This window comes from Rhizobium sp. BK098 (assembly GCF_014193155.1).
Classification (GTDB): domain Bacteria; phylum Pseudomonadota; class Alphaproteobacteria; order Rhizobiales; family Rhizobiaceae; genus Rhizobium.
Map to the genome: position 1 here is coordinate 761116 of NZ_JACHYY010000002.1, position 24204 is coordinate 785319.

Annotated in this window: 22 protein-coding genes; 8 read left to right on the forward strand and 14 right to left on the reverse strand. The window is 59.6% G+C overall.

Annotated elements, in window-relative coordinates:
- The first annotated feature begins 214 nt into the window (after nt 1-214).
- On the forward strand, nt 215-1372 hold the full coding sequence (locus FHT73_RS08610; RefSeq protein ID WP_112335433.1) for a PA0069 family radical SAM protein: 1158 nt from the start codon (nt 215-217) through the stop codon (nt 1370-1372).
- Between the two features lie 105 nt (nt 1373-1477).
- Nucleotides 1478-2137, forward strand: a complete 660-nt coding sequence (locus tag FHT73_RS08615) for a ribonuclease HII (protein WP_183710952.1) — start codon at nt 1478-1480, stop codon at nt 2135-2137.
- A gap of 3 nt (nt 2138-2140) precedes the next feature.
- Here the strand turns inward: FHT73_RS08615 and FHT73_RS08620 are convergent, their stop codons facing one another.
- The 12 genes from FHT73_RS08620 to FHT73_RS08675 form a co-directional block, all read right to left on the reverse strand.
- Nucleotides 2141-2905: a phosphotransferase gene (locus tag FHT73_RS08620; protein ID WP_183710954.1), complete on the reverse strand. Its 765-nt coding sequence runs from the start codon at nt 2903-2905 to the stop codon at nt 2141-2143.
- A 120-nt stretch (nt 2906-3025) separates the two neighbouring features.
- Nucleotides 3026-3517 carry a F0F1 ATP synthase subunit B gene (locus FHT73_RS08625; protein ID WP_132715953.1) on the reverse strand — a complete coding sequence of 164 codons (492 nt, stop codon included), beginning with the start codon at nt 3515-3517 and terminating at the stop codon, nt 3026-3028.
- A gap of 3 nt (nt 3518-3520) precedes the next feature.
- Nucleotides 3521-4114, reverse strand: coding sequence for a F0F1 ATP synthase subunit B (locus tag FHT73_RS08630; RefSeq protein WP_183710955.1), 594 nt, complete (start codon nt 4112-4114; stop codon nt 3521-3523).
- 78 nt (nt 4115-4192) lie between these two features.
- On the reverse strand, nt 4193-4420 hold the full coding sequence (locus FHT73_RS08635) for a F0F1 ATP synthase subunit C (RefSeq protein ID WP_015338972.1): 228 nt from the start codon (nt 4418-4420) through the stop codon (nt 4193-4195).
- A gap of 66 nt (nt 4421-4486) precedes the next feature.
- Nucleotides 4487-5239, reverse strand: a complete 753-nt coding sequence (locus FHT73_RS08640; protein ID WP_112335429.1) for a F0F1 ATP synthase subunit A — start codon at nt 5237-5239, stop codon at nt 4487-4489.
- A 78-nt stretch (nt 5240-5317) separates the two neighbouring features.
- Complete coding sequence (locus tag FHT73_RS08645; protein ID WP_183710957.1) at nt 5318-5662, reverse strand: AtpZ/AtpI family protein; 345 nt, start codon at nt 5660-5662, stop codon at nt 5318-5320.
- 313 nt (nt 5663-5975) lie between these two features.
- Complete coding sequence (locus FHT73_RS08650; protein WP_183710959.1) at nt 5976-7154, reverse strand: cell wall hydrolase; 1179 nt, start codon at nt 7152-7154, stop codon at nt 5976-5978.
- A gap of 168 nt (nt 7155-7322) precedes the next feature.
- Nucleotides 7323-9224: a potassium transporter Kup gene (locus tag FHT73_RS08655; protein WP_112611419.1), complete on the reverse strand. Its 1902-nt coding sequence runs from the start codon at nt 9222-9224 to the stop codon at nt 7323-7325.
- Between the two features lie 17 nt (nt 9225-9241).
- Nucleotides 9242-10219 (reverse strand): magnesium transporter CorA family protein, encoded by a 978-nt coding sequence (locus tag FHT73_RS08660; protein WP_112335424.1) that lies wholly within the window; start codon nt 10217-10219, stop codon nt 9242-9244.
- Between the two features lie 412 nt (nt 10220-10631).
- Nucleotides 10632-11792: an iron-sulfur cluster carrier protein ApbC gene (gene apbC, locus FHT73_RS08665; protein WP_112611417.1), complete on the reverse strand. Its 1161-nt coding sequence runs from the start codon at nt 11790-11792 to the stop codon at nt 10632-10634.
- A gap of 635 nt (nt 11793-12427) precedes the next feature.
- Complete coding sequence (locus FHT73_RS08670; RefSeq protein WP_183710961.1) at nt 12428-13168, reverse strand: LuxR family transcriptional regulator; 741 nt, start codon at nt 13166-13168, stop codon at nt 12428-12430.
- A 324-nt stretch (nt 13169-13492) separates the two neighbouring features.
- Nucleotides 13493-14302, reverse strand: coding sequence for an IclR family transcriptional regulator (locus FHT73_RS08675; RefSeq protein WP_183711131.1), 810 nt, complete (start codon nt 14300-14302; stop codon nt 13493-13495).
- A 127-nt stretch (nt 14303-14429) separates the two neighbouring features.
- On the opposite strand from FHT73_RS08675, the gene FHT73_RS08680 reads away from it, so the two are divergent.
- The 5 genes from FHT73_RS08680 to FHT73_RS08700 all read left to right on the forward strand — a co-directional run bounded on the left by FHT73_RS08680 (nt 14430) and on the right by FHT73_RS08700 (nt 18672).
- Nucleotides 14430-15200, forward strand: coding sequence for an SDR family oxidoreductase (locus FHT73_RS08680; RefSeq protein WP_183710963.1), 771 nt, complete (start codon nt 14430-14432; stop codon nt 15198-15200).
- 37 nt (nt 15201-15237) lie between these two features.
- Nucleotides 15238-16170: a 2-dehydro-3-deoxygalactonokinase gene (locus FHT73_RS08685; RefSeq protein WP_183710965.1), complete on the forward strand. Its 933-nt coding sequence runs from the start codon at nt 15238-15240 to the stop codon at nt 16168-16170.
- On the forward strand, nt 16170-16805 hold the full coding sequence (locus FHT73_RS08690; RefSeq protein ID WP_112611409.1) for a 2-dehydro-3-deoxy-6-phosphogalactonate aldolase: 636 nt from the start codon (nt 16170-16172) through the stop codon (nt 16803-16805). Before FHT73_RS08685 ends, FHT73_RS08690 begins: the two co-directional genes overlap by 1 nt.
- Nucleotides 16806-16808: 3 nt before the next feature.
- Nucleotides 16809-17696 (forward strand): SMP-30/gluconolactonase/LRE family protein, encoded by an 888-nt coding sequence (locus tag FHT73_RS08695; protein ID WP_112335417.1) that lies wholly within the window; start codon nt 16809-16811, stop codon nt 17694-17696.
- 355 nt (nt 17697-18051) lie between these two features.
- Nucleotides 18052-18672 carry a PRC-barrel domain-containing protein gene (locus tag FHT73_RS08700; protein WP_112335415.1) on the forward strand — a complete coding sequence of 207 codons (621 nt, stop codon included), beginning with the start codon at nt 18052-18054 and terminating at the stop codon, nt 18670-18672.
- Between the two features lie 76 nt (nt 18673-18748).
- Here the strand turns inward: FHT73_RS08700 and FHT73_RS08705 are convergent, their stop codons facing one another.
- Together FHT73_RS08705 and FHT73_RS08710 are read right to left on the reverse strand one after the other, a co-directional pair.
- Nucleotides 18749-20104 (reverse strand): EAL domain-containing protein, encoded by a 1356-nt coding sequence (locus FHT73_RS08705; protein WP_183710967.1) that lies wholly within the window; start codon nt 20102-20104, stop codon nt 18749-18751.
- 127 nt (nt 20105-20231) lie between these two features.
- Nucleotides 20232-21932 (reverse strand): response regulator, encoded by a 1701-nt coding sequence (locus FHT73_RS08710; RefSeq protein WP_246712065.1) that lies wholly within the window; start codon nt 21930-21932, stop codon nt 20232-20234.
- A 377-nt stretch (nt 21933-22309) separates the two neighbouring features.
- Between FHT73_RS08710 and mutL the strand changes: the two genes are divergently transcribed.
- Nucleotides 22310-24142 (forward strand): DNA mismatch repair endonuclease MutL, encoded by a 1833-nt coding sequence (gene mutL, locus FHT73_RS08715; protein ID WP_183710969.1) that lies wholly within the window; start codon nt 22310-22312, stop codon nt 24140-24142.
- Nucleotides 24143-24204: the final 62 nt, after the last annotated feature.

A 24204-nucleotide genomic window follows, 5' to 3' on the forward strand; every position in this document is an offset into this window, starting at 1 on the left:
TATTGCCAGCACCCAACCTTCGGCTCCAAACGTTTAAGAAAAGCATCATATGCCGCCGGAAACGCTCACCGCCGGTATCGCCAAACACCTCCTCTCAACGAGGTGGAAAATGGTGATTTCGGATTTTTGTTCTTGCAATGTTCTCATTTGTCGGATAGGAATTTAATCATCTTAGACGCGGCGTGCGATGGCATGAGCCGCCCCGGAGCTACCGATGAACGAGCAGTCCCTTGCAGGGCAGGCCGCTTTCGCGCCTGCCAATACGGCAGACGTTGCCAACGCTTTGATCGCCGATTCCGGTCTCAGGGTCGATGTCGAGCGTCGGCGCGGACGCGGCGCCGGATTGAACCCGAGCGGCCGGTTCGAGCCGCAGCAGCGCGAGGCCTTCGACGACGGCTGGCAGAGCTGGGAAGAGCTGCCGCCTTTCAAAACCGAAGTGCAGGTGGAGAAGCCGCGCACGGCCATTACCCGTAACGAATCGCCCGATATTCCTTTCGATCGATCGATCAACCCCTATCGCGGCTGCGAGCACGGATGCATCTACTGCTTCGCGCGGCCGACGCATGCCTATATGGGCCTGTCGGCAGGGCTGGATTTCGAATCGAAGCTGTTTGCCAAGCCGGATGCGGCCAAGCTGCTGGAACGCGAACTGGCAAAGCCCGGCTACAAGCCGCGCGTCATCGCCATAGGGACGAATACCGATCCCTACCAGCCGATCGAGAAGGAATGGCGGATCATGCGCCAGATCCTCGAAGTGCTGAACCGGGCGAACCATCCCGTTGCTATCGTCACCAAATCGGCGCTGGTCATGCGCGATATCGATATTCTAAAGGAGATGGCCGCCAAGAACCTTGTGCGGGTGGGATTGTCGGTGACGACGCTCGACCGCAAGCTCGCGCGCACCATGGAGCCGCGGGCAGCGACGCCGCCGCGGCGGCTGGAGGCGATCCAGGCTTTGAACGAGGCCGGCATCCGCACCGCGATCATGGTGGCGCCGATTATCCCTGCCCTCAACGATCATGAAATCGAGCGTATCCTCGACGCCGGCAAGGCCGCCGGCGCGCAGGAAGCAAGCTATGTCATCCTGCGGCTGCCGCTGGAGGTGAGCCCGCTCTTTCGCGATTGGCTGCTGCAGCATTATCCGGATCGCTATCGCCACGTCATGTCGCTGATCCGCTCGATGCGCGGCGGCAAGGATTACGATGCGGAGTTCGGCAAGCGCATGAAGGGCGCCGGGCCTTATGCCTGGCAGATCAGCCGCCGCTTCGAAATGGCGACGCGCCGGCTCGAGCTTACGCGCCGCAATATCGCTTTGCGCGACGATCTGTTCGTGCCGCCAGACGGCAGCGGCGTCCAGTTGTCGCTGCTTTGATATTCCTTGCGGGTTTTCCCTGACCCCGCTGGAAAAGCCCCCCGGTTCGCCGCCCTGATCCACCGGGGGCTTGCAGGAGATCGGGTGGTGTGCGAGCTTCGCCGCATGACACGCAGCACATCACCCGATTCTCCAATGCTTTTCGAGGACGCCCCGCTCGTTCCCACGTTTGAGCTGGAGCTGATTGCGCGCCGAGCCGGCCATTGGCCTGTCGCCGGGGCCGATGAGGCTGGCCGAGGCCCGCTTGCCGGACCGGTGGTCGCCGCCGCCGTCATTCTCGACCCTGAGCGGATCCCGCAAGGGCTCAACGATTCCAAACAGCTGACCGCGGCCAGACGCGAAGAGCTGTTCGTGGAGATTCTCGCAACAGCAACGGTCTCTATCGCCTCGTCGAGTGCCGGTCGTATCGACACGACCGATATCCGCAAGGCAAGCCTCGATGCGATGCGCCGTGCCATTTGCGGACTTGCCGTGCCGGCAAGCTATGTGCTGACCGATGGGCTCGATGTGCCAGCCGGGCTTGCATGCCCGGGAAAGGCCGTCGTCAAGGGAGACGCGCGCTCATTCTCCATCGCTGCCGCATCGATCATCGCCAAAGTAACCCGCGACCGGATGATGGCGCGCGCGGGCATTGTCTTTCCAGCCTATGGTTTCGCAGCCCATGCCGGCTATGGCACTCCTCAGCATCGCGCTGGCATCGAGGAGCATGGTCCCTGCCCGCTGCACCGCATGAGCTTCCGTCCGCTGCGTAAAGAGGCCGTTTGAAACTCAGCCCGTCAGTCCGGCGACGATTTCAGTCGAGCATTTTCTGATATAGGCGATGTCTTCCTTGTAGATGCGATCATGTCCTTCCTGGAGATTCCGGCGATATCTCTCGATGCCGCGGGCAGCTTCCCGTTCCATGAAAACCAATAGCGCCTCAAGCCGCTCGACGACGACGTCAAGCAATGTGCTACGCTCGTTAACGGACAGACCATAGGCATCGATAAAGATACGGGTGCGACCGACTTGGGCGGCAAGAGTGTCCATTCCCTTGATAGCGACGCCGGAGGACAGCGGCGCCCAGCGATAGACGGCATAGGCCAGATCCCATATTCGCGGACCGGGATGCGCAGCCTCGAAATCGATGATACCGCTCACTTCGCCATCGTTCAGGACGACATTGTAGGGGGCAAAATCCCCATGGCAGATTACCTCGCAAGGCGAGCGGGCCGGCAGTTGCCATGCGTAGCTAGCCGCGAGGCTTTTTGCGAACAGGGCGGAGCAATCGTGATAGCGACGCAGTAGCGATGCAGCCGACCGCAGCGCCATTTCGCCGCGCATCGCGGCGTGGCCATCGAGATCGCCGGTATCTCCGGGCAGATAGGTTACCCGTTCCCATACCTCGTCATATCCAGCCGGATGCGGAGCTGCATCAAAACCATACCGATGTAGCGCAGCCAGCAAGGCATGGACGCCCGGTGTCCGGGTGGCCACCGGTCTCACGATGAGATCGTCTTGACGAAACGGTTCGCTGCCAGTCGTTGACTGCATCCACTCTCCCCTCATGCACTGATCTTGCCTCCCACTGCGGCGATGATCAATCATGACTGAGCATGAAACAAAAAAAGCCCCGCGGAAGCAGGGCTCTTTCGAATTCGATATTGCGAGGGCTTAATTCAGCCGCGTCTTCACTTCCTTGACAGCGTCGCTGAAGAGGCCGGACTGAACGCTGCCATCGGCCTTCTTGGCAAGCACCGATTCTGCAGCGGCGATTGCCAGATCGACGGCAGCGGAGCGGACCGCCTTCATCGCATCGGCTTCGGCCTGCTTGATCTTCTGCTCGGACAGAGCCGTACGGTTGGCGACGAACTCCTCGGTCTTCTTGCGAGCCTCGGTCGTCAGCATTTCCGCTTCGCGCTCGGCTGCCGCAACAATATGTGCTGCTTCAGCCTCAGCTTCCTTGCGCTTGCGCTGATATTCGGCCAGCAGGTGCTGGGCCTCTTCACGCAGGCGCTTGGCTTCGGCCAGCTCGTTACGGATCTGATCGGCGCGGTCGTCCAGCGACTTTGCCATCATGCCGGGAACCTTGAGGTAAACGATCAGGCCTAGGAAGATGAGAAGGCTGACAAACGCGAAGAAGGTGTTGTCGAAAGAAAATTCCATGGATCAGCCCTCCTGCTTTGCAGCGGCTGCCGCAACCGCAGAGGCGACATCGACCTTGCCGGCGACATTGCCGACCAACTGCTCGACGACAGCCCCGGCCGTCTCTTCGGCAATTGCACCGACATCACCGAAGGCTTTCGCCTTGATTTCAGCAATGCGGCCTTCTGCGGCCTTGAGCTTCTCAGCCAGGCTCGCCTCGATTGCCTTGCGATCCTCTTCGGCCTTGGCCTTGGCGGCATCGCGAGCGGTGGCGCCGATGGAATTTGCCTTGGCGCGCGCAGCAGCCAATTCGCTTTCATAGGTCGCGACGGCGGCGTCGGCTTCAGCCTTCAGACGCGAGGCTTCCTCGATATCCTGGGCGATCCGGTCGTGCCGGCTTTCCAGAATGGTGCCGACGCGCGGAATAACGATCTTCTGCATGGCCACGTAGAAGATGACGAAGGTGATCACCAGCCAAAGCAGCTGTGATGGATACGTCGTATGGTCAAACGGCGGGAATACGCCGCCGTGATGGCCTTCATTCGGCGCACCCGTTTCCGTGTGCACCGCTCCGGCGGCCGGCGGTGCTTCTTCAGCATATGCCGGGGTCACAAACATGCTCACCTCCAGGTGGTCTGCAAATACAAAGAATCACGGCTCGCTGCTCGCGAACCGTGATCTATGACGCCGCTGATATCAGACGGCGAAGAGCAGGAGGAGAGCGACGAGCAGCGAGAAGATGCCCAGAGCTTCCGTAACGGCGAAGCCGAATACCAGACGGCCGAACTGGCTGTCAGCAGCCGACGGGTTGCGCAGTGCGCCGGACAGGTAGCTGCCGAAGATATTGCCGAGGCCGAGAGCCGTGCCGGCCATACCAAAGCAAGCCAAACCTGCGCCGATGAACTTTGCTGCTTCCGCGTCCATGTTGAACTCCTTTGAAATGGTTGTGCGGTGAATGACTGACGCCATTAGACGCCAATGTCTTTATCCTTAGTGGCCGCCCGGATGGATTGCGTCGTTGAGGTACATGCAAGTCAGCACCGCAAAGACGTAAGCCTGAAGGAAGGCGACAAGGAACTCGAGACCGGTGAGGGCGACGGTCATGATAAGAGGAAGAACTGCTCCGCCGATACCAAGCGCGCCGAGGGCTCCGAGCGAGGCGACAAAGCCTGCGAACACCTTGAGCGTGATATGACCGGCCAGCATGTTGGCGAAAAGACGAACAGAGAGTGAAACCGGGCGGGAGAGGAACGAGATGATCTCGATCGCCACTACCAGCGGCAAGAGAACTCCAGGGACACCCTCAGGAACGAAGATCTTGAAGAAGCCGAAGCCATGCTTGATCAAACCGTAGAAAATAACGGTGAAGATGACGAGCAATGCGAGCGCCAGCGTGACGATGATCTGGCTGGTGACGGTGTAGAAGTAAGGAACGAGGCCGAGCAGGTTCGCCGTGAGGACGAACATGAAGAGAGAGAAGACCAGCGGGAAGAATTTCATTCCCTTCGTCCCCGCCCCCTCTTTCAACATCGAGGCGATGAACTCATAGGCCATTTCCGCAACGGACTGCGAGCGCGTCGGGACAACGGCGCGCGGCGCGCTGGCAAAATACAGAAAGCCCGCGGACAGCACTGCCGAGGCAACCATGAACAGCGAAGCATTGGTGAACGAAAAATCAATTCCACCGATATCGATCGGGATAATCTTAAAGATCAGGAACTGATGGGTAGGATCGTTTGCCACCGCTTGTTCTCTTTCATTATTCCGCTCCACCGAGCAGATGCTTCTCATCTGAAAACAACGCCGCTGCGTCGCTTCCGCTCATTTCTTACCAGGCTCACGTCCCTGAGGCTCCGGCGTCGCCACCTTGCCTGCAGAGCGTAGCACATTCAGCACGCCAGCACAGAATCCGAGAAGCAGCAAAATAATCATGCCCCACGGCGTCGTACCGACAAAACGGTCGAAGATATAGCCCAGAACGGCGCCAACGATGATTGCAGCAATGAACTCACTGGAAAGCTTCATCGCCTGAGCGTAGCCCTTGCGGCTCTCCTCGGCGCGAACCTCCCCGCGTTCATCCTCTCTCACCGCAGCGCGCTTGTTCGCCAATTCGGCTCCCAGCTGCGCCCGCCGCTGTTCCAGACCCTCGTCGCGGTCATCCGTCATGGTGGCACCCTCCCCATTTTCGTTGCGCGTAATCCCTGTACCCCGGTCAACGCGTAAACGAACAGCAGGTTTCGCCACCTTTCGGCCCGTTTTGAAGTCGCGCGCAACATAGTTTTAGGAAAAAGCATAGTCAAGGCGTAGACACCATCTGTCCAGCCATAAATTAGCCCAATTAAATCATGAGTTTAGAGCGAAAGAGCCATATTGACCGAAAACTGAGCGGAAGAATCCTCTTCAGCCCATGCTTTCCCGTGGCTTTTTTGCCGGGGGAAGCGGCCCTGCCCCTGGTGTCAATCTGCCGTAACCAGTCGCCTCAACTCCAGCCGCCGCCATAGGTCCTGTAGAAGATGTGCATGCCTATGCGGCCGACCTTCACCATTTCGGCAGCCCATTTCGGCCGGACATAGACAGCATGATAGTGAGTGGCGGAACCGACTTCCGGCAGCCAGATCTTGCCGGCGGTGACCGCCATGGCGACCTGGCGGGCAATACGCCAGTGTTCTGGCGAATTGACGCGCTCCTTGACGTTGTCACAGGCGAAGGAGAACTGGCAAGCGTTGGTCCAATCCTCATTCTGGTAGACGACGCCGCAGATGGTCTTAGGATAGGCGGGGTTGCGGACGCGGTTGAGAATAACCTGGGCAACAGCGGCCTGTCCTTTCGCGGACTCGCCGCGCGCCTCGAAATAGATGCCGGTAGCAAGGCATTGCTGCTCGTCGGATGAAAAGACCGATGGCGGCAGGACATTGGCGGCCCAGGCATGATCCTTCGGGCCGATCTGCGGCACGAAACGCCCCTCGTCGTCCTGATCCTTGGCCAGAATGGAATCGAAGGGCGAGACACGGGCATAGTCCGGCGCCGGCGAGGCATAGGCGGCGGCCAGAACATCGGCATTCTGATTGGTGACCAAATTGGCGATATAGGCCGGCACGCTGTCGTCCGGCTTTGGCGGCTCCTTCTTGTAGAAGGCGGTGGCAATCTGGATTTCCTTGCCGCCGAGGTTCGGCTTCAGGAATGCCGTGCGTTCGCCGGTTGCCGATTCCGGCCGAAGCAGCAGGCTTTGACGCTGCAGCACGGAGCCTGCGGAAAAATCCTTCGGCGGCAGCATCGGCGTGATGGCCACCACCCTGCCCTTCTTGCTCTGCCTGTTGATACGGTCCTCATCGGGCCGGGGATCGCTGCCCTTGCCTTCGGATTGGAACGCAACGCGCCGTCCATCCGGCAATATCAGACCGCCGTCTCCAATGGCAGACGACGCCTTGGCATCGCCAAAGGCCAGCTCCGCCTGATGGGTGGAGCCGGCCGGCGAATCTGTCATCACCATGCGCCAATTGTCTCCTTCCCTATCGATACCCGCAAGCAGGCCGGCAAGATCGCCATAGGCGGCCGTCGACGGAAAAATAAGCCAGGCGCAGAGCCCGAAGACGGCTGGAGAGGTCCAATTTTGTGGCAGGAACCGCGACTTGCGGCTGACATAACGCGAGCGAGACAACACCGGACTCCAAACGGCACTCGAAACCAGGAGCCGGAATAATCTCCCATTAACCTTGATGGATGGTTAATTCGGGCGAACCTATGGTCATGCAGGCGGTGAACCGAAAACAAAAGACCCAGCGGAATATCCACAGGGTCTTCTGAACCAATTGCAAAAATATCCGCGTCAGATGATGACGTGCGAGCCCAGTTCCACCACGCGGTTGGCCGGCAGGCGGAAGTAGTCCGAGGGATCGGTCGCGGCGTTGGCGAGGGCGATATAGAGCCGGTCCTGCCAGTGCGGCATGCCTGATTTCGCATCCGGCACCAGCTTGCGACGGCCGAGATAGAAGGAGGTCGACATGATGTCGAACTTCAAGCCGGTCTTACGCAGGGTCGCGAGCGCCTGCGAGACATTCTGTGATTCCATAAAGCCGAAGCGCAACTCGACGCGCGAGAAACGGTCCGAAACCTTCTCGACGGTATAACGATCTTCCTGGGCGACGCGCGGCTTGTTGATGGTGCGGATCGTCAGGATGACGTTCTTGTCATGCAGGACGTGATTATGCTTCAGATTATGCAGCAGCGCGGCGGGAGCCGATTCCGGATCGCTCGTCAGGAAGATCGCCGTACCCGGCACATGCGCCGGCGAGTGATCGCTCTTGCGCTCGATCGAGCTGACGAAGGATGAGAGCGGGATATCGGTATGGCGTGTCTTTTCCATAAGGATCGCGGTGCCGCGGCGCCAGGTCCACATGATGACGGTAAAGGCCGTCGCGATCATCACCGGCACGTAGCCGCCATCGTGGATCTTCAAGAGGTTGGCGCCGAGGAAGACGAATTCCAGCAGCAAGAGCGGCGTGAGCACGGCAACCGCCATCGGCAGCGTCCAGTTCCAGCGGACACGGACGAATTCAAAGGCCATGATCGAGGTAACGACCATCGCGCCGGTCACTGAGATGCCATAGGCGGTCGCCAGCGCATCCGAGGTCTTGAAGGCCAGCACCAGGAAGATGACGCCGAAGAACAGGACCGTGTTGACCGACGGCAGGAAGATCTGCCCGGTATTGGTCTCGGAGGTGAAGAGGATTTCCATGCGCGGCAGGAAGCCGAGGTGAATCGCCTGGCGGGTCAACGAGAAAGCACCCGTGATGACGGCCTGGCTGGCGATGATCGTCGCCATCGTGGCAAGAATGACCACCGGCAGGATCGCCCAGTGCGGATACATCAGGAAGAACGGGTCCGACATGGCCATGGGGTCACGCAGCACCAGCGCGCCCTGGCCGAAGTAGTTCAGGGTAAGCGACGGAAACACCAGCACGAACCAGGCCCACTGGATCGGGCGGCGGCCGAAATGCCCGAGGTCGGCATAGAGCGCTTCCGCGCCCGTCACCGTCAGGAACACGGCACCGAGAACGACGACGCCGAGGAAGCCCTCGCGCATCAGAAAGGTCACCGCATACCAGGGATTGAGCGCTGCCAGAATGCTGTAATCATCAGAAATGTGCATGATGCCGACAAGACCCATGACGATGAACCACAGCGCGGTGATCGGGCCGAAGAAACGGGCGACGGCACCAGTACCATGCGACTGGATCGCAAAAAGCAATGCCAGAATGGCCACCGATATCGGCACGATATAATCCGACAATTGCGGGGTCACGAGCTTCAGACCTTCGACCGCCGAAAGGACCGAAAGCGCCGGCGTAATCATCGCGTCGCCGAGGAAAAGCGCGGCACCCAGCAATCCCAGCAACATCAGGATGGCGGTGTGGCCGTTCGCCGTCTTCATCAACAGCGCCAGGAGCGAGAGCGTGCCGCCTTCGCCGTCATTGTCCGCGCGTAGCAGAAAAAGGACATATTTGATCGTGACGATGATCGTCAGCGTCCAGAACATCAGCGAGACGACGCTGATGACTTCGCCGCGCGTCAGGCCGTCGGCGGCCACCGGCTTCAATGCTTCGCGAAAGGCATAGAGCGGGCTCGTACCGATATCGCCATAAACAACGCCGACCGAACCGAGGGCGAGGTAGGCGAGCTTGCGAGCGTCCATTTTCCCGTCGGGAGAATGATGGGTTTCGTTAGACATTCAGGATCACTAGACTCTCAGAGCCAGCCTTTCCAGCGAAAAAAGAAAAACGGAACGATGGCGGAAACCACCATCAACAACAGCGATGCAGGGTAGCCGAAGGCAAAATGCAATTCGGGCATATGTTCGAAATTCATGCCATAGACGGAGGCGACAAGCGTCGGCGGCAGGAACACCACGGAAGCGATCGAGAAGATCTTTATGATGGCGTTCTGCTCAATGTTGATCAGCCCCAGCGATGCGTCGAGCAGGAAGGTGATATTGCCCGCCACGAACGACGCATGCTCGGAAAGAGATTGAACATCTCTCGAAACATTGCGGCAGAGATCCCTTGCTTCGTGGTCCTGCTGCATGGCGGGGATAGCTTGAAGGAAGGTCAGCAGGCGCGACAGCGAACTCAGACTGTCACGTATCTTGCTGAGCGTACGGTGATAGCGCGCTATGTCCTTGAGCTTTTCTTCGAGATAGTTCCCCGGCCGGCGGACCTTCTTCACGCGATCGCCAAATACATGCACCGACAATATATCGACACCGGCAACCGTCTGTTCAAGGACCTCGGCGGTCCGGTCGACGATCGTTTCGAGCAGCTTCGCCAGGAGCGCCACGCCTGTGCGCCGATCCTGCGGGATACGCTGAAGCGCCGCGATGAAAAGCGCGAAGGACTTCGGCTGAGCATAGCGGATGGTGATCAACCGAGGTCCCGCCAGGATAAAGGCAACATCAGTCAACATCGGTAGGCTGGTATCGGCCTTGCACAGGAGCGAGGCCGTCAAAAAGACCGAGCCGTCCTCGATATAGAGCCGGCTCGAGGGCTCTATATCCTTCATGTCCTCACGCGTCGGCACTTCGAGCCCAAGCAGGCGCTCGATATTGGCTTCCTCTTCGCGCGACGGATCGACCATATCGATCCACACGGCATCGTCGGGCAACCGATCGATGGCCGAAAGATCGGGAAGCTCGAGCGGCTTCGAACCTGAGCAATAGGCAGTTATCAACTGCGCGCTCCTGCGGCGGCGCGGATGCAGGCGGCGTCAGGACACCTTGCCCGCATCCTCTGCGATCTCACCAATGTCCGACAAAAAAAGCTCATAAAACCCCGGTCATATCCCGCCCGTCCGGCCGGGAATCCGTGTTCATGTTCCATTGCGCTGCTGTACCAATCCCTCGTCCGTCCGGGCGAAGACGCCTGCGCGGCCGAAATAAAACCACCATTTGGCGGAGATTGGTCATCGGAAACGACCGACCAGTTCCACGCAGGCGGCGCATATGCAGCAAAGCTCGCAAAGAATCAAGTCCAACCTCTTCATCGCATGCTTCGCCGCAGTTTGGCCAATCCTGCGAAGTCATAGCACAGGATGCCGCCAAGACAATCCGCCGCCACAGGGAAAGCAGATCCGTCCTGGTGAATTATTCAAATACGATCGCCGGTGCCGCGCGCTGTGGACTATCCGCGACTTGCTTCCAGACCTTGGCCGCGATTTCGCGATAAATATTTGCAACGACCCCGTTCGGCTCGGCGGCGACAAGCGGCGTTCCCGCATCCGAGGTCTCGCGAATGCCCATGGTCAGCGGCACTTCGCCCAGGAAAGGCACGCCGATGCGCTCCGCCTCCTTGCGAGCGCCGCCATGGCCGAAGATATCATAGCGCGCGCCGGTATCGGGGGCGATGAAGTAGCTCATATTCTCCACGATGCCGAGGACCGGAACCTCGACCTTGCGGAACATGTTCAAGCCCTTGCGCGCATCGATCAGCGCCAGATCCTGCGGCGTGGAGACGATGACGGCACCGGCAAGCGGCACCTGCTGCGCCATGGTGAGCTGCACGTCGCCGGTGCCGGGCGGCATATCGACAACAAGCACGTCGAGCTCGCCCCAGGCGACCTCGCGCAGCATCTGCAGCAGAGCGGATTGCACCATCGGCCCGCGCCAGATCATGGCGGTTTCCTCCTCGACGAGGAAACCCATCGACATGACCTTGAGGCCGTAATTCTCCATGGGATTGATGATGCGCCCATCGATCTGGGTGGGGCGTCCGGAAATCTTCAGGAGGCGCGGCATCGAAGGGCCGTAGATATCGGCATCCAGAATGCCGACCTTCAAGCCGTTGGCAAGCAGCCCCAGCGCCAGATTGACCGCCGTCGTCGATTTGCCGACGCCGCCCTTGCCCGAGGCGACCGCGATGATGGCTTTGACGCCCGGAACACCGATCTTGGCGGCGCGGGGCGGCTGTTGCGGCGCGTGCTGATGAGGATGCGAATGGGAATGGCCTTGCGGGGCAGCTTGCGCAGGCGCGGGCCGGGGCGCCGGAGCACCAGCCTTCTTGTCGGCCGTCAGCGCGACCAGGGCGCCCTTGACGCCGGGCATATCCTTGATGACACGCTCGGCCGCAAGCCGCAGCGGCTCCAACTCCTTGGCACGCTCGGCGGGAACGGTGATGGAAAAATAGACCTTGCCGTCGGAAATGAACACATCGGAAACCATGCCGAGCTCGACGATATTGTGCTCCAGGTCCGGGCCGCGAACCGTCTTCAACGTTTCCAGCACCTGTTCCTTGGTGATGTCTGCCATTTCATCCTCACTGCAGAATCTTTTTCGGCAGCGCGGGATACGCGGGCGCTTTCCGAAATCATTCCGGCTTAGATAGTGGAGAGGCGTGGCTTCGCCAAACGAAATTCGGGACGCCGTTGATAAAAACGTCTTCGTTGCGGCCGGCAGGTCCGCCGGGTCTATAAAGAAAAACCCTTACCAGCCGCAACGTTCTCCCAATTCGGGAAGACATGGTCGCGGGCCGACATAGATCATTCATTTGAAATATATAGGGCAACGGCACGAAAATCGTCTCGAAACCGCGTCGGAACCTAATCAGCGTGCCAAATAAGTAACAACCGCCGCCGATCCTTCGCCGGGAGAAGCTATGGCGAAGGTGTCGGCGGCGGTCGCTTGATCCGCGCACGTTTTCATCGGCGCTGTTATCAAAGTCCCCTCTGGACCTCTGTTTCCTAAGAAGCAGGAAGCGTGCCAGTTTCCAAAAATCCGGAAAGCGATGAGTCTTCAGCACGTTATTTGAATCGCACCTGGAACAGGAGAGCAGATGGTCGCTGCAGACTTCATCATATTTTATTTGCAGCGCACAAAAATTATTCACATGCTGCGCAAATTCCCATCACCGCCGTATCATGGCGTCGCCGCAATGGGAGGCCTCACTATTTTATCAATCCGACACGCAGGGCCTTGGCGACGGCCTGCGTGCGGTTGACAGTGTCGAGCTTCTTGGTTGCGCGATTGAGGTAGTGATTGACCGTATGCTCCGACAGGGAGAGGATTTCGGCGATTTCGGCGCTGGTCTTTCCAGCTGCCGTCCAATTCAGGCAATCGATCTCACGGTCGGTAAGGGTGTCGACGACGCGAACATCCAGGTTACGAATTTCGGCAAGCCGGTCGAAAACGTGAACCGCAATATAAAAGAGATCCTTGATCTCCTGCGGCGAAAAGTGTTCGCGATCGCCAGCCAAAGAAACAGCGCCGCGAAGACCCGAGGCATCATGGGTCGGGAAATAAGCGAAACGCGTCATGCGGAAACGCTCAAACAAAGCCACGACAAGCTGCGATTTGTTTTCTTCGCGATTGGGATTTGCCACCACGTCATAAAGAAAAGGCAACGTGGAGGCGCGCAGGCGCAGCAACACGGGACTGGTCGACAGCAGGCTTTCCTGATCATAGATCGACAGGAGTTCTGCCGGCCAGTTGTTGATTACCGAGCTGCTTTGCAGGTCGGAGGATGTGATCGGCGGAAGATTAAGGACCATGAAGGCGCGGCACCGGTAGGCCTCCGTCAATCCCTTCATGAAACGGAACACATCGAACTGCGTTTTAAGCCTGGTGATTTCCTCGATCAGATCCTCGTCGCGAGGGGACATTCCTGCTTGTACCAATGCCGCCATCATCAGTCTTCTTTATGTAAAAGAGGGCAAAAATACGAAGCTTCCGCTCGCTGCCCTTTACGATTAACGTCCCGGCGCCACTATCGGCAGCTCGGCACAATATAAGTTTTCCAAAATCGTGATTGCGTCGACGCCCGTTACTATTATCTCCCCCTCGTCACCTCGCTAAATCCTCTGCGGTTTCAGCAATCACCTGAAGATAATGGCAGTTCTTTGCCATATCTCAACAGTAAAATTCAAGATAAACGAGCAATTGCGCTAAGATCCCGCGCCGGCAGCATTAAATCCCCCGGAGTTCCCGCAGTCGTTGCGCCAGATCTGCTGGGATCAGCGTTTGGGGCCCATGCGGTTGCGCATGTCCATCATGATCGAATCAGCGGCAACGACCACCCGTGGCGCCCATGCCTGCAGCCTCTGCTGCGTGACGCGATAGGCCGGGCCGGTCACCGAGACTCCGGCAAGCATATGGCCATCATCGGACCGGATCGGCGCAGCGACGCAGCAGATACCGTTTTCGTGTTCCTCAAGATCGAAGGCGTAGCCGCGCGCCCGAATTTGCCCGATATCGGAGAGCAGCTCCGAGGGGGAGCGAAGGGTATGCTCTGTGTAGGGGCGATATTCGAGACCTGAGATTCTCTCTGTAAGCTCGGCATCGTCGAGCACAGAGAGTGCCGCCTTGCCGACACCGGTACAATAGGCGGGAGAAGCATTGCCGACCTGCGAATACATCCGCACGGATTGCTGACCCTCCACCTTGTCGAGATAGATCACCTCAGCGCCCCGCAGGACGCCGAGATGCACGGTTTCACCCGTCACCTCCTGCAAACAGTGAAGATGCGGCTCGGCAATCGCCCGAAACTCGTTGCGCGCCCAACTGCGTGAAGCAAGGGTCAGGAGCCGCAATCCGATCCGATAGCGCCCGTCGCGGTCAACCTCAAGAAGCCCCTCCTCGACAAGATGCGACAATTGCCGATGCAGCGAGCCGCGCGGCTGCTCGGAAAGCGAGAGAATGTCGGTAAAGCGCATGGGGCCATCAGCCAACGCGACGAAATCGAGCAGGGAGACAAGCTTTCCGAGCGTCCCCGTTTCCCGATCGCGATGCCTTTTATTTTTTCCCGCCTCTGAACCCAGACCCATACTCATTCATTTATCTCTGGCAAAGCCGCACTGTCCTTGACACTGTGCAAGGGTAGTCCGATAATTCCATATAGTCAAATTACGTTCCGAATAATGGAACTTTTCATTGATCTTGGGAGGAGACATCTTGGCCGATATTCAGGCGCAATTTCCCGATCTGAAAGATCGCACGGTTCTCGTCACCGGCGGAGGCTCCGGCATCGGCGCAAGCCTGGTAGAGGCTTTTGCCCGTCAGGGGGCGAAAGTCGCCTTCATTGATATAGCCGAGGAACCCAGCAAGGCGCTGGCGGCCAAGCTTTCAGGTCAATTTGCCCATCCTGTTGCCTTCTACCATGCCGACCTGCGCGATGTCGGCGCGATCAAAAGCACAGTTGCGGCCGTCGAGGCCGATCTCGGGGCGGTCCGGGTCCTCGTCAACAACGCGGGTTGGGACGACCGGCACGACATCGACACCACGACCGAAGAATATTGGGACAACAATCAGGCGATCAATCTGAAGCAAGTCTTCTTCGTCTCACAGGCGGCGGCACCGGGCATGCGCGCAGCCGGCGGCGGCGCGATCATCAACTTCTCCTCGATCGTCTTCAAGATGAACCCGCCGCTTCTATCCTCCTACGCGACCGCGAAGTCCGGCATCATCGGGCTGACCAAGAGCTTTGCCGGACGCTTCGGGCCGGAGAATATCCGCGTCAACGCCGTTCTGCCTGGAATGATCGTCACACAGCGCCAACTCGACCTCTGGCTGACGGAGGACGGCATGGCGAAGATGATGGACCGGCAATGCCTGAAGCGCGTGCTGAGCCCCGAGGATCTGGTCGGTCCAGTCCTCTTCCTGGCTTCGGAGTGCTCCGGCGCCATGACCGGACAAGCCATCACTATCGATGGCGGCATTTTCTAATCTCAAGATTTCTGACGCAAGACTTGGAGCATTTCTCATGACGAAACCGGCATATGTCGCCGTGGACTGGGGCACCAGCAGTTTCCGGCTGTGGTTGATCGGCGAAGACGGCAGCATTCTCGCGGAGCGCCGTAGCGGCGAAGGCATGACCACGGCCGCGCAAACCGGCTTTGACAAGGTCCTGCAGGCACATCTCGACGCCGTATCGGCGCCGGACGCCGTTCCCGTCATCGTCTGCGGCATGGCCGGCGCGCGCCAGGGCTGGGTGGAGGCCGGCTACATCGACACGCCGACCCCCCTTGCCGCAATCCTCACCGCCGCTGTTTCCGTGCCCGGACAATCCCGCGATATCCGTATCCTGCCCGGCCTGGCGCAACGCAGCCAACAGGTACCGGACGTCATGCGCGGCGAGGAAACGCAGCTGCTCGGCACGATTGCGGCCGATGCCACGGGCGAACAACTCGTCTGCATGCCGGGAACCCATTCGAAATGGGTGCGCGTGCTGGATGGTCAGGTGACAGGCTTTTCCACCTTCATGACGGGCGAGCTTTTCGACGTCATTACCAAGCACAGCATCCTGTCGCATGCAGTTGCCGGTGCTGCAGACATGCCGGCCGACACAAAGACATTCGAGACCGCCCTCAAGGCGGCCCTGGATAAGCCGGCGCTCCTCACCAATCTGTTGTTCACGGCTCGCTCCGGCCAGCTTCTGAACGGGCTGACGGCAGCCGGTGCGCAGGCGCTCATATCGGGCACACTGATCGGCGCGGAAATCGCCGGCGCGCGCGCCTCTGCGGGGCAGAATGCGGCCATCACGCTCGTTGCCTCCGGCCGCCTCCAGGCGCTCTACGAAGACGCGTTCCGCGCCCTCTCCCTCCCCTTTAAGACGATCGACGCCGATGCCGCCGTCCGTCGCGGACTTTCCGCTGCGGCCGAAGCAATCTGGTTCAAGAAAGAAAGTAAAAGCTGATGACAACTCGCACCCCCTTTCCGCCCATGAAGCGCCCGCTCATTGCCATTCTTCGCGGCATCAAGCCCGAGGAAACGGCTGACATTGTCGGCACGTTGATCGAAACAGGCTTCACGGCAATTGAAATCCCGCTGAATTCGCCGGAGCCGTTCCGCTCCATCGAAATCGCTGCCAAGATGGCGCCGGCCGATTGCCTGATCGGCGCCGGCACGGTGCTGACGGTCGAAGATGTCGACAAGCTTGATGGCGCCGGCGGCAAGCTCCTGGTGACACCGAATGTGGAGCCTGCGGTCATCAGCCGCGCCCGCGACAAAGGCATGGTGACGATGCCCGGCGTCTTCACCGCCACGGAAGCGCTTTCGGCCGCGCGCGCCGGTGCCACCGGGCTTAAATTCTTCCCCGCCGGCGTGCTCGGCGCCTCCGGCATCACGGCCATTCGCGCAGTGCTGCCGCCGGAACTCGTCATTGCGGCGGTCGGCGGCGTTTCGGACAAGAATTTCGCCGATTACACCAAGGCCGGCGTGCTCGCCTTCGGCCTCGGCACCAGCCTCTACAAGCCGGGAATGACGGCTGCAGAGGTTGCCGAACGTGCCAAGGTCACCATTTATGCCTATGATGCAGCCGTAGGAGCCTGATCTATGACCGATATTCATGATTTTCAGGGGAATATTCTCTGCAACACCTCCTCCGTCCTCGGGGAAGGCCCAACCTACGACCCTGATACGGATACAGTCTGGTGGTTCAACATCCTCGGCAAGGAATTGCACGAATTGCACCTGCCGACCGGCAAGAAGCAGGTTCACGAGCTGCCGATGATGGCGAGCGTGCTGGCACGCGTCGATGCGGAACGGCAGATGATCGCGACCGAACAGGGTCTCTTCCTGCGCGATATCGCAACTGGCGAATTGAGCTTCTATGCGGCCATTGAAGCCGACAAGCCCGAAAACCGCTCCAATGACGGACGCACGCATATTTCCGGATCGCTCTGGATCGGCACCATGGGAAAGCGCGCCGAGATGCAGGCGGGCGCGATCTATCATGTCGCCGGCGGCAAGGTGACCAAGATTTTCGACCAGATCAGCATTCCGAATTCCATCTGCTTCTCGCCCGATGGCACGATCGGATATTTCACCGATACCCGCGTCAGCCAGCTCATGCGCGTGCTCGTGGATCCCGAGACGGGGCTTCCGGCGGGCGAGCCGATCGTCATGGTCGACAGCATGGAAGATCCAGGCGGCCTCGACGGCTCGGTCTGCGATGCCGACGGCTATATCTGGAACGCGCGCTGGGGCTCCGGCTTCGTCGACAAATACAGCCCGGATGGCCTGCGCATCGAACGCTATCGCGTACCCGCCATGCAACCATCCTGCCCCGCCTTCATCGGCAAGAATGCGGACCGGCTGGCCGTGACGACCGCCTGGGAAGGGCTGGATGAGGAGGCCCGCTCGATGCAGCCGCAGGCCGGTGCTCTTCTGGAGCTTGGCCTGACGGTGAAGGGCGTTTTCGACCCCCCATACAAGCTTTGATTGAAATCCGCCTTCAGCCGATCAGGCTGAGGGCGGTATTATTTTGCCGGGCCATGCAGTGCGCAAGATACGTTCGGCCTCGAAACAAATTGAAATCTAAACTCGATCGTTCTCTGCGATATAGTAATCTTTCCGGTTGTCTTTTGCCGCGGTAGCTATTGATTCCCCAACATATTCCTTTTGTTTCCGAGCTGCACGACGCAATTTTCTGCAACTTTTGACGGAACCAAAACCTCCCTGAGCCATTGCTTCTAGGACCGGTCCGATAACGGCCGGCATCACAAAAGTTCCACTCGCGCTGGTAAGCATGCGCGTATGACGAAGCATGCCCATCAGAATGAAAGGTAGGTTCACGATGACTGGGAAACTCTTTACTTCCGTTGCCGCAGGCGCCATCTTTGCTACGGCGTCCGTGCTTTCACCCATGGCTTTTGCCCAGGCGCAACAGCCATCGAACGGCGGCGCAGGCAATAACGCGCCAGTGACGCAAAGCGCACCGGCAACGCCTGACGTCACCAAGCCTGCTGGCTCGGCAGCACAGAAAAGTGCTCAGGCTCCTGCCCCCGCAACGGGCGGCCAAGCTGGCTATCTGACCACACAATCCGCGGATCAGATCAGCGCCAAGACCTATATGGGCCAGTCGGTCTATAACGGTCAGAATGAAAGCATCGGCAGCATCAACGACCTGATCCTGCAGAAGCAGGGCGGCGTCGTTGCCGCCATCGTCGGTGTCGGCGGTTTCCTTGGCTTAGGCCAGAAAAACGTCGCGGTTCCTTTTGATAAGATCAGCGCCACCCAGAACCCTCAGGACGGGACGGTGAAGCTGACGACGACTGAAACGGCCGATTCCCTGAAGGCCGCACCGGAGTTCAAGACCCTCTCGATGCAGGCTTCCGAAAAGGCTGCTCAATCGTCCGGAACGTCGACAATGCCGGCAACCGACAACACGACAACTTCGTCGACCACCAACAAGTAAATATCGACGAAGTCTGGCGAAATACAGAAGCGGCGACCCTTACGGATCGCCGCTTTCTTTGACCTTTTTTTCAAACTCAAGCAATTTCGCGTTCGTGGCTGAGATCGAAATAATGGGTCTGCAGGTAACGAAGCGTCGCAGCGCCGTCGACCGGCTTTCCGAAATAATAGCCCTGCCCCATGGCGCAGCCCAACGCCTTCAGCTTCGCCGCTTCGGCATGGTCCTCGATACCCTCAGCGACAACACGCAGATCAAGTCCTTCGCACATAGCAAGAACAGCCTTGATGATATGTTCGGAAGCCCTATCCGAATTCATGCGCGAGACGAACGCCCGGTCAATTTTCACCTTGTCGAAGATGAATTCGCGCAAGCGCCCAAGGCTGGATTGCCCGGTGCCGAAATCATCCAAAGAGATGCGCACGCCGACCGCGCGCAGGTCGGTGATAATGCGATGGGCCGTCTCGGCTGAGCTCATGACCGCGGTTTCGGTGATTTCGAGTTCGAGACGATGCGGGTCCAGGCCGGCGCGCGTCAGGATCGCGAGAATGCTGCTGCTCGTGCCGGGGTCCATCAGCTGTGCCGAGGAGAGATTGAAGGACAGGAACAATTCGCGCGGCCACGAGAGTGCTGCCTCCGCTGCTTTTCGCAGCAGGGTTTCGGACAGCGCGTCGATGAAGCCTCTCTCTTCGGCAAGCGGCACGAAGACAGCGGGGGAGACGAAGCCGAGATCCGGATCGTTCCAGCGCGCCAGGGCCTCGAAACCGAGAACCATGTTATTGGCAAGCGAGACGATCGGCTGGAAGTGCACGTCGATGGAATCGGAAATGATGGCATTGCGCAGCGCCTGCTCGAGCTGGGTCGCCCGCCTCATCTCCTGAGCAATCTCCCTGGAATAGACGGTGATCTGGCCGCGGCCGCGGCGCTTGGAGCGATAGAGCGCCGTATCCGCATTTTTCAGGAGATCATCGAACTCTTCTCCGGCGAAAGGGTGGATGGCGAAGCCGAAGGAGGCGGAAAGACGGACATTGCGATCGCCGAGATCATAGGGCGCCGACAGCACTTCGCGGATCATCTGTCCGAATTTCTCGGCACCGACCCGTTCGAAAACAAGCGGCAGCACAAAGGCAAACTCATCGCCGTCATGACGTGTCACCAGCGCGCCATCGGGTATGCAAGCCTTGAGGCGATGGGCAACCTGACAGAGTATCTCGTCACCCGCTTCAACGCCGAACAGGTCGTTGATCGGCTTGAAGGCATCGAGATTGACGATTCCGATCGTAAAGGGTGCGGGATCGTCGGCACGTTCCAGCGAAAGCGCACGCGCGCGTTCACGCATGCGATATCGATTGCCGAGCCCCGTGAGCGGATCGGTATAGGCAATTGCTTGCGGTTCTTGACTGGCTGGCCCCGGCAGCATCTCAGTCGACTTCATATTTGGTTCCGACCTTTTCTCCACCCGGGGGAAAAGCATGCCGGGGAAGTCTTAATAAAGGATGCCAAGAAGACGGTCATTCGGCACCGGCGATAAGTTGCCGTCGGTGGTGATATCATCGTAGCATTTATCTATTTTGCGCCTTCAGGGCACCGCGCATGTATTTCTGGAAGACGGTCTCGATGATGTCGGGGCTTACCGGCTTCAGAATGACGTCGTCCATGCCGACCTCGGCGCATTCCTTGCGGTCCCGCTCGAAAGCCTGGGTCAGGACGCCGATAATCGGGGTATGGGTGCCGCTGCCCTTTTCCGCGCCGCGGATCAGCCGAGTGGATTCAAAACCGTTCAGCCCCGGCAGCGAAATGTCCATCAGGATCAGTTCCGGACGATGCTCCTGCCACAGGCGCACCGCCTCGTCACCGCTTGCGGCGATCACATAGCTGTATCCCAACCCTTCGAGGATCTGCGAGAAGACGATCTGATTGATGTCATTGTCTTCGGCGACCAGGATTTGCGCCCGGCGCTCCTCACCGGCCGCACGCCGCCATTCGGATGCAAATCCGGGTTCGACGATCTCGCCCAGTTCGCCACGGATATTACGATTGAAATGACGCGCGATCAGGAAAGCAAGCTCGGTTGCAAGCTGCGATCCGTCCAACGACAGCGCGGTAAGGTTCTGCCGTTCGGCCAGCTCAATTCCGCGCTTGCCGAGCTGGTTGTCGACGATGACCAGGTCGATCTTGACGCCATGCGCGCTCGCCACGTCCAGAAAAGCCGCCTCTTCATTCTCGGTGTGAACGACGCAGGCTTCGAAGCCATATTTCTCGAGCGTCTTCAAAGCCGCCGTTTCGGCAGCGAAATCCGGCGTGACGACGAGCACCTTGCGGCCGTTGAAATTCTCCGGAACGAAGGTTTCCATGGCGGCCGGACGGCGAGAAATGGTCTGCAGCGCAACCATCGGAACATAGGCGCGGCGATAGGAGCGATCGCTGTTTTCCCGGATGCTCGACGCCAGTGCGAACTCGTCGAAATCACCGCCATCCTTGGGCAGGTCCTGCATGGTGCTGACCAGGAAATAGCGGCCGGGCTTGCCGATACGCTGCTTGCGGGTGATGATGTCGCGCTCGACGCCGTCACGCGCAATCTGGCGCTGCCGGGAGATCGACATTTCGCCGGTCTCGATCACATGCCGGTCGCTCTCATGAAAGCGATTGGCGAGGTCGGTGGAGAAGATATCGATGCTCTTGCGGCCGCGCACTTCGTCCGCCGCCGTCTGGTACTTGTCGCAGAATGCCCGGTTGACCGCGACATAGACGAGATTCTGGTCCTTGACGAAAACCGGAAAGGGCAGGTTGTCGAGAATATCCTCGGTCAGCTGCACGCGCTCCATGTCGACGCGCCATTGCTCTTCGCGTTTCCTGGCTTCGGACACATCGGAGATGATGCAGAAGCCAATACCCGAGGATAGCCGCCGGTTGAGGACGCGCACCCAGCGGTCGTCGGCAAAGTGCTCGGTGGTCTCGAAGCGTTCGCGCCAATGCGAGGCTATGCGCTGCGATATCCAATCGTCACGGCTGGCGGCCGTTTTTGTCTGATGGCGTTGATAGCGTACACCCGTATCGAAGACGGCGCCCAGAAAATCGCGCAGCCGCGTGGAGGGCTGCAGGAATTCCGGTGCAATCGGGAAGAAGTTCAGAACCTGACGGCTGGCAAACAACAGCTGGTCGTTCTTGTCATAGGCGAAAAAGGCGCTGGAAAGACCATCGCAAAGGGCATCGAAGAACATCGTCTGCAGACTGCCGCCGAAAGGGGCATCAGCCGTCGTCATTGCCAAAGCTGCCTTTTCAATCTCGGCAGTCATTCGTCGGATTCCTACGCTCAACCAGTTTCACAACACGGCAAATCGACAAAGCGGCATTCGCTCTGCAAGGCAAATTCGTGGAAGTTGCATGCTGGCCTTGGCACTTGAAGCAGATGGCACCTGGCTCCATTTGAGTGATGGCCACCAACCTGCCATCAAGAGCCGTCAGCATGCACGAAACGCGCCACCTGCGGTCATTTCAAGTTCTGTCTCGGCAACCTGTCATCATTCCCTTAAACATTGATTAAATTTCTCAACAAAGCACGGGCGGGAAACGAGTGGGTAAGCGCGTGCGGATCGCCTTTCCTCTTTCCACACCGGCGCGAATCCACGAGAATGCAGCCATGGCCATCAAGCAACTTTCCGAGACCCTCATCAACCAGATCGCCGCCGGCGAAGTCATCGAGCGCCCGGCAAGCGCGGCCAAGGAGCTGATCGAAAATGCGCTCGATGCCGGTGCGACCCGCATCGAGATCGCCACCGCAGGCGGCGGTAAGACGTTGTTGAGAGTGACCGACAACGGCTCGGGCATGGAAGAGACGGATCTGGAGCTCGCAGTCCGGCGCCACTGCACCTCGAAGATTTCCGACACGTTGGAGGATATCCGTACTCTCGGTTTTCGCGGCGAGGCCCTGCCCTCCATCGGCTCGGTAGCAAAGCTTTCGATTGCAAGCCGCAGGGCGGGAGCAAGCAGCGGCGCCGAGATCGCCGTTGCCGGCGGCAAGGTCCTGCATCTGCGCCCAGCGGCCGCCAATCCCGGCACGATCGTCGAGGTGCGCGACCTGTTCTTCGCGACGCCCGCGCGTCTCAAATTCCTGAAAACGGAGAAGGCGGAGGCAGCAGCGATCACCGAGGTCGTCAAGCGCATGGCGATCGCCTTTCCGCGCGTGCGCTTCGTGCTGTCGGGCAGCGACCGCTCGACGCTCGAATTTCCCGCGACCGGAGATGATCATCTCGCGCGCATGGCGCAGATACTGGGGGCCGATTTCAAGGACAATGCCATCGCGCTCGATGCGGTGCGAGAGGATGTGAGCCTCACCGGTTTTGCCGGCGTGCCGACCTTCAATCGCGGCAACTCCGCGCATCAATATGCCTTCGTCAATGGCCGGCCTGTGCAGGACAAGCTGATCCTGTCGGCAATCCGCGGTGCCTATGCAGAAACCATCCCCTCCGGCCGTTATCCTGTCGCTGTCCTTTCCTTGACGCTCGACCCCGCGCTGGTCGACGTCAACGTGCATCCGGCGAAATCCGATGTACGTTTCCGCGATCCCGGTCTCGTGCGCGGCCTGATCGTCGGTGCCATTCGCGAAGCTTTGGCGCGCGAGGGCGACCGGGCCGCCACGACAGGCGCGGATGGCATGCTGCGCGCCTTCACCGCTGGCCGCTCCGGCTTCCAATCGGGCTGGCGACCCGCGCCGGCAGCGGCTCCATGGACGGCGGAAACTTCGCCATCTCGTCCCTATGAGCGAGCAGCGGCACCGGCGGGATACGGATTTGCCGAAAGACCGCAGGCCGCCTTCGACGGACTTGCCATGCCGACGGCTCGCGCGGAAGTCGCACCGCCGGTGGAGCCGGTACGCGCCGAGGAACCCGCTCGCTTTCCACTGGGCGCTGCCCGCGCTCAGCTGCACGAGAACTATATCGTCGCCCAGACGGAAAACGGGCTCGTCATCGTCGATCAGCATGCGGCGCATGAGCGGCTGGTGTTCGAAGCTATGCGCAAGGCCTTGCATTCGAAGCGCCTGCCCTCGCAGGTCCTGCTCATTCCTGAGATCGTCGACCTGCCCGAAGAGGATTGCGACCGGCTGATGGTGTTTGCCGAAGAGCTCGGCGAACTCGGCCTTGCCGTCGAACGCTTCGGGCCAGGCGCGGTCGCCGTTAGGGAGACGCCGGCCATGCTCGGCGAGGTCGACGCACAGGGCCTGGTCCGGCAACTGGCCGACGAGATTGCCGAATGGGATACGGCCTCAGGCCTTGCCGCCAAGCTGGAATATGTGGCCGCGACCATGGCCTGCCACGGCTCGGTACGGTCCGGCCGGCGCCTGCGCCCGGAAGAGATGAACGCGCTTTTGCGCCAGATGGAGGCAACGCCGGGCTCCGGACAATGCAATCACGGCAGGCCGACTTATATAGAGCTGAAGCTCACAGACATCGAACGGCTCTTCGGGCGTAGCTGACCGAAGCCGTTTCCAAAAGGAACTTTTCCGCGAAATAATAGTCAGGAAAGTCACGCACGCCG

Coding starts and splice junctions, on each gene's coding strand:
- FHT73_RS08610 (WP_112335433.1), top strand. CDS start 215: ATGAACGAGCAGTCCCTTGCAGGGCAGGCCGCTTTCGCGCCTGCCAAT.
- FHT73_RS08615 (WP_183710952.1), top strand. CDS start 1,478: ATGACACGCAGCACATCACCCGATTCTCCAATGCTTTTCGAGGACGCC.
- FHT73_RS08620 (WP_183710954.1), bottom strand. CDS start 2,905: ATGCAGTCAACGACTGGCAGCGAACCGTTTCGTCAAGACGATCTCATC.
- FHT73_RS08625 (WP_132715953.1), bottom strand. CDS start 3,517: ATGGAATTTTCTTTCGACAACACCTTCTTCGCGTTTGTCAGCCTTCTC.
- FHT73_RS08630 (WP_183710955.1), bottom strand. CDS start 4,114: ATGTTTGTGACCCCGGCATATGCTGAAGAAGCACCGCCGGCCGCCGGA.
- FHT73_RS08635 (WP_015338972.1), bottom strand. CDS start 4,420: ATGGACGCGGAAGCAGCAAAGTTCATCGGCGCAGGTTTGGCTTGCTTT.
- FHT73_RS08645 (WP_183710957.1), bottom strand. CDS start 5,662: ATGACGGATGACCGCGACGAGGGTCTGGAACAGCGGCGGGCGCAGCTG.
- FHT73_RS08655 (WP_112611419.1), bottom strand. CDS start 9,224: ATGTCTAACGAAACCCATCATTCTCCCGACGGGAAAATGGACGCTCGC.
- apbC (WP_112611417.1), bottom strand. CDS start 11,792: ATGGCAGACATCACCAAGGAACAGGTGCTGGAAACGTTGAAGACGGTT.
- FHT73_RS08670 (WP_183710961.1), bottom strand. CDS start 13,168: ATGATGGCGGCATTGGTACAAGCAGGAATGTCCCCTCGCGACGAGGAT.
- FHT73_RS08675 (WP_183711131.1), bottom strand. CDS start 14,302: ATGGGTCTGGGTTCAGAGGCGGGAAAAAATAAAAGGCATCGCGATCGG.
- FHT73_RS08685 (WP_183710965.1), top strand. CDS start 15,238: ATGACGAAACCGGCATATGTCGCCGTGGACTGGGGCACCAGCAGTTTC.
- FHT73_RS08690 (WP_112611409.1), top strand. CDS start 16,170: ATGACAACTCGCACCCCCTTTCCGCCCATGAAGCGCCCGCTCATTGCC.
- FHT73_RS08695 (WP_112335417.1), top strand. CDS start 16,809: ATGACCGATATTCATGATTTTCAGGGGAATATTCTCTGCAACACCTCC.
- FHT73_RS08700 (WP_112335415.1), top strand. CDS start 18,052: ATGACTGGGAAACTCTTTACTTCCGTTGCCGCAGGCGCCATCTTTGCT.
- FHT73_RS08705 (WP_183710967.1), bottom strand. CDS start 20,104: ATGAAGTCGACTGAGATGCTGCCGGGGCCAGCCAGTCAAGAACCGCAA.
- FHT73_RS08710 (WP_246712065.1), bottom strand. CDS start 21,932: ATGACGACGGCTGATGCCCCTTTCGGCGGCAGTCTGCAGACGATGTTC.
- mutL (WP_183710969.1), top strand. CDS start 22,310: ATGGCCATCAAGCAACTTTCCGAGACCCTCATCAACCAGATCGCCGCC.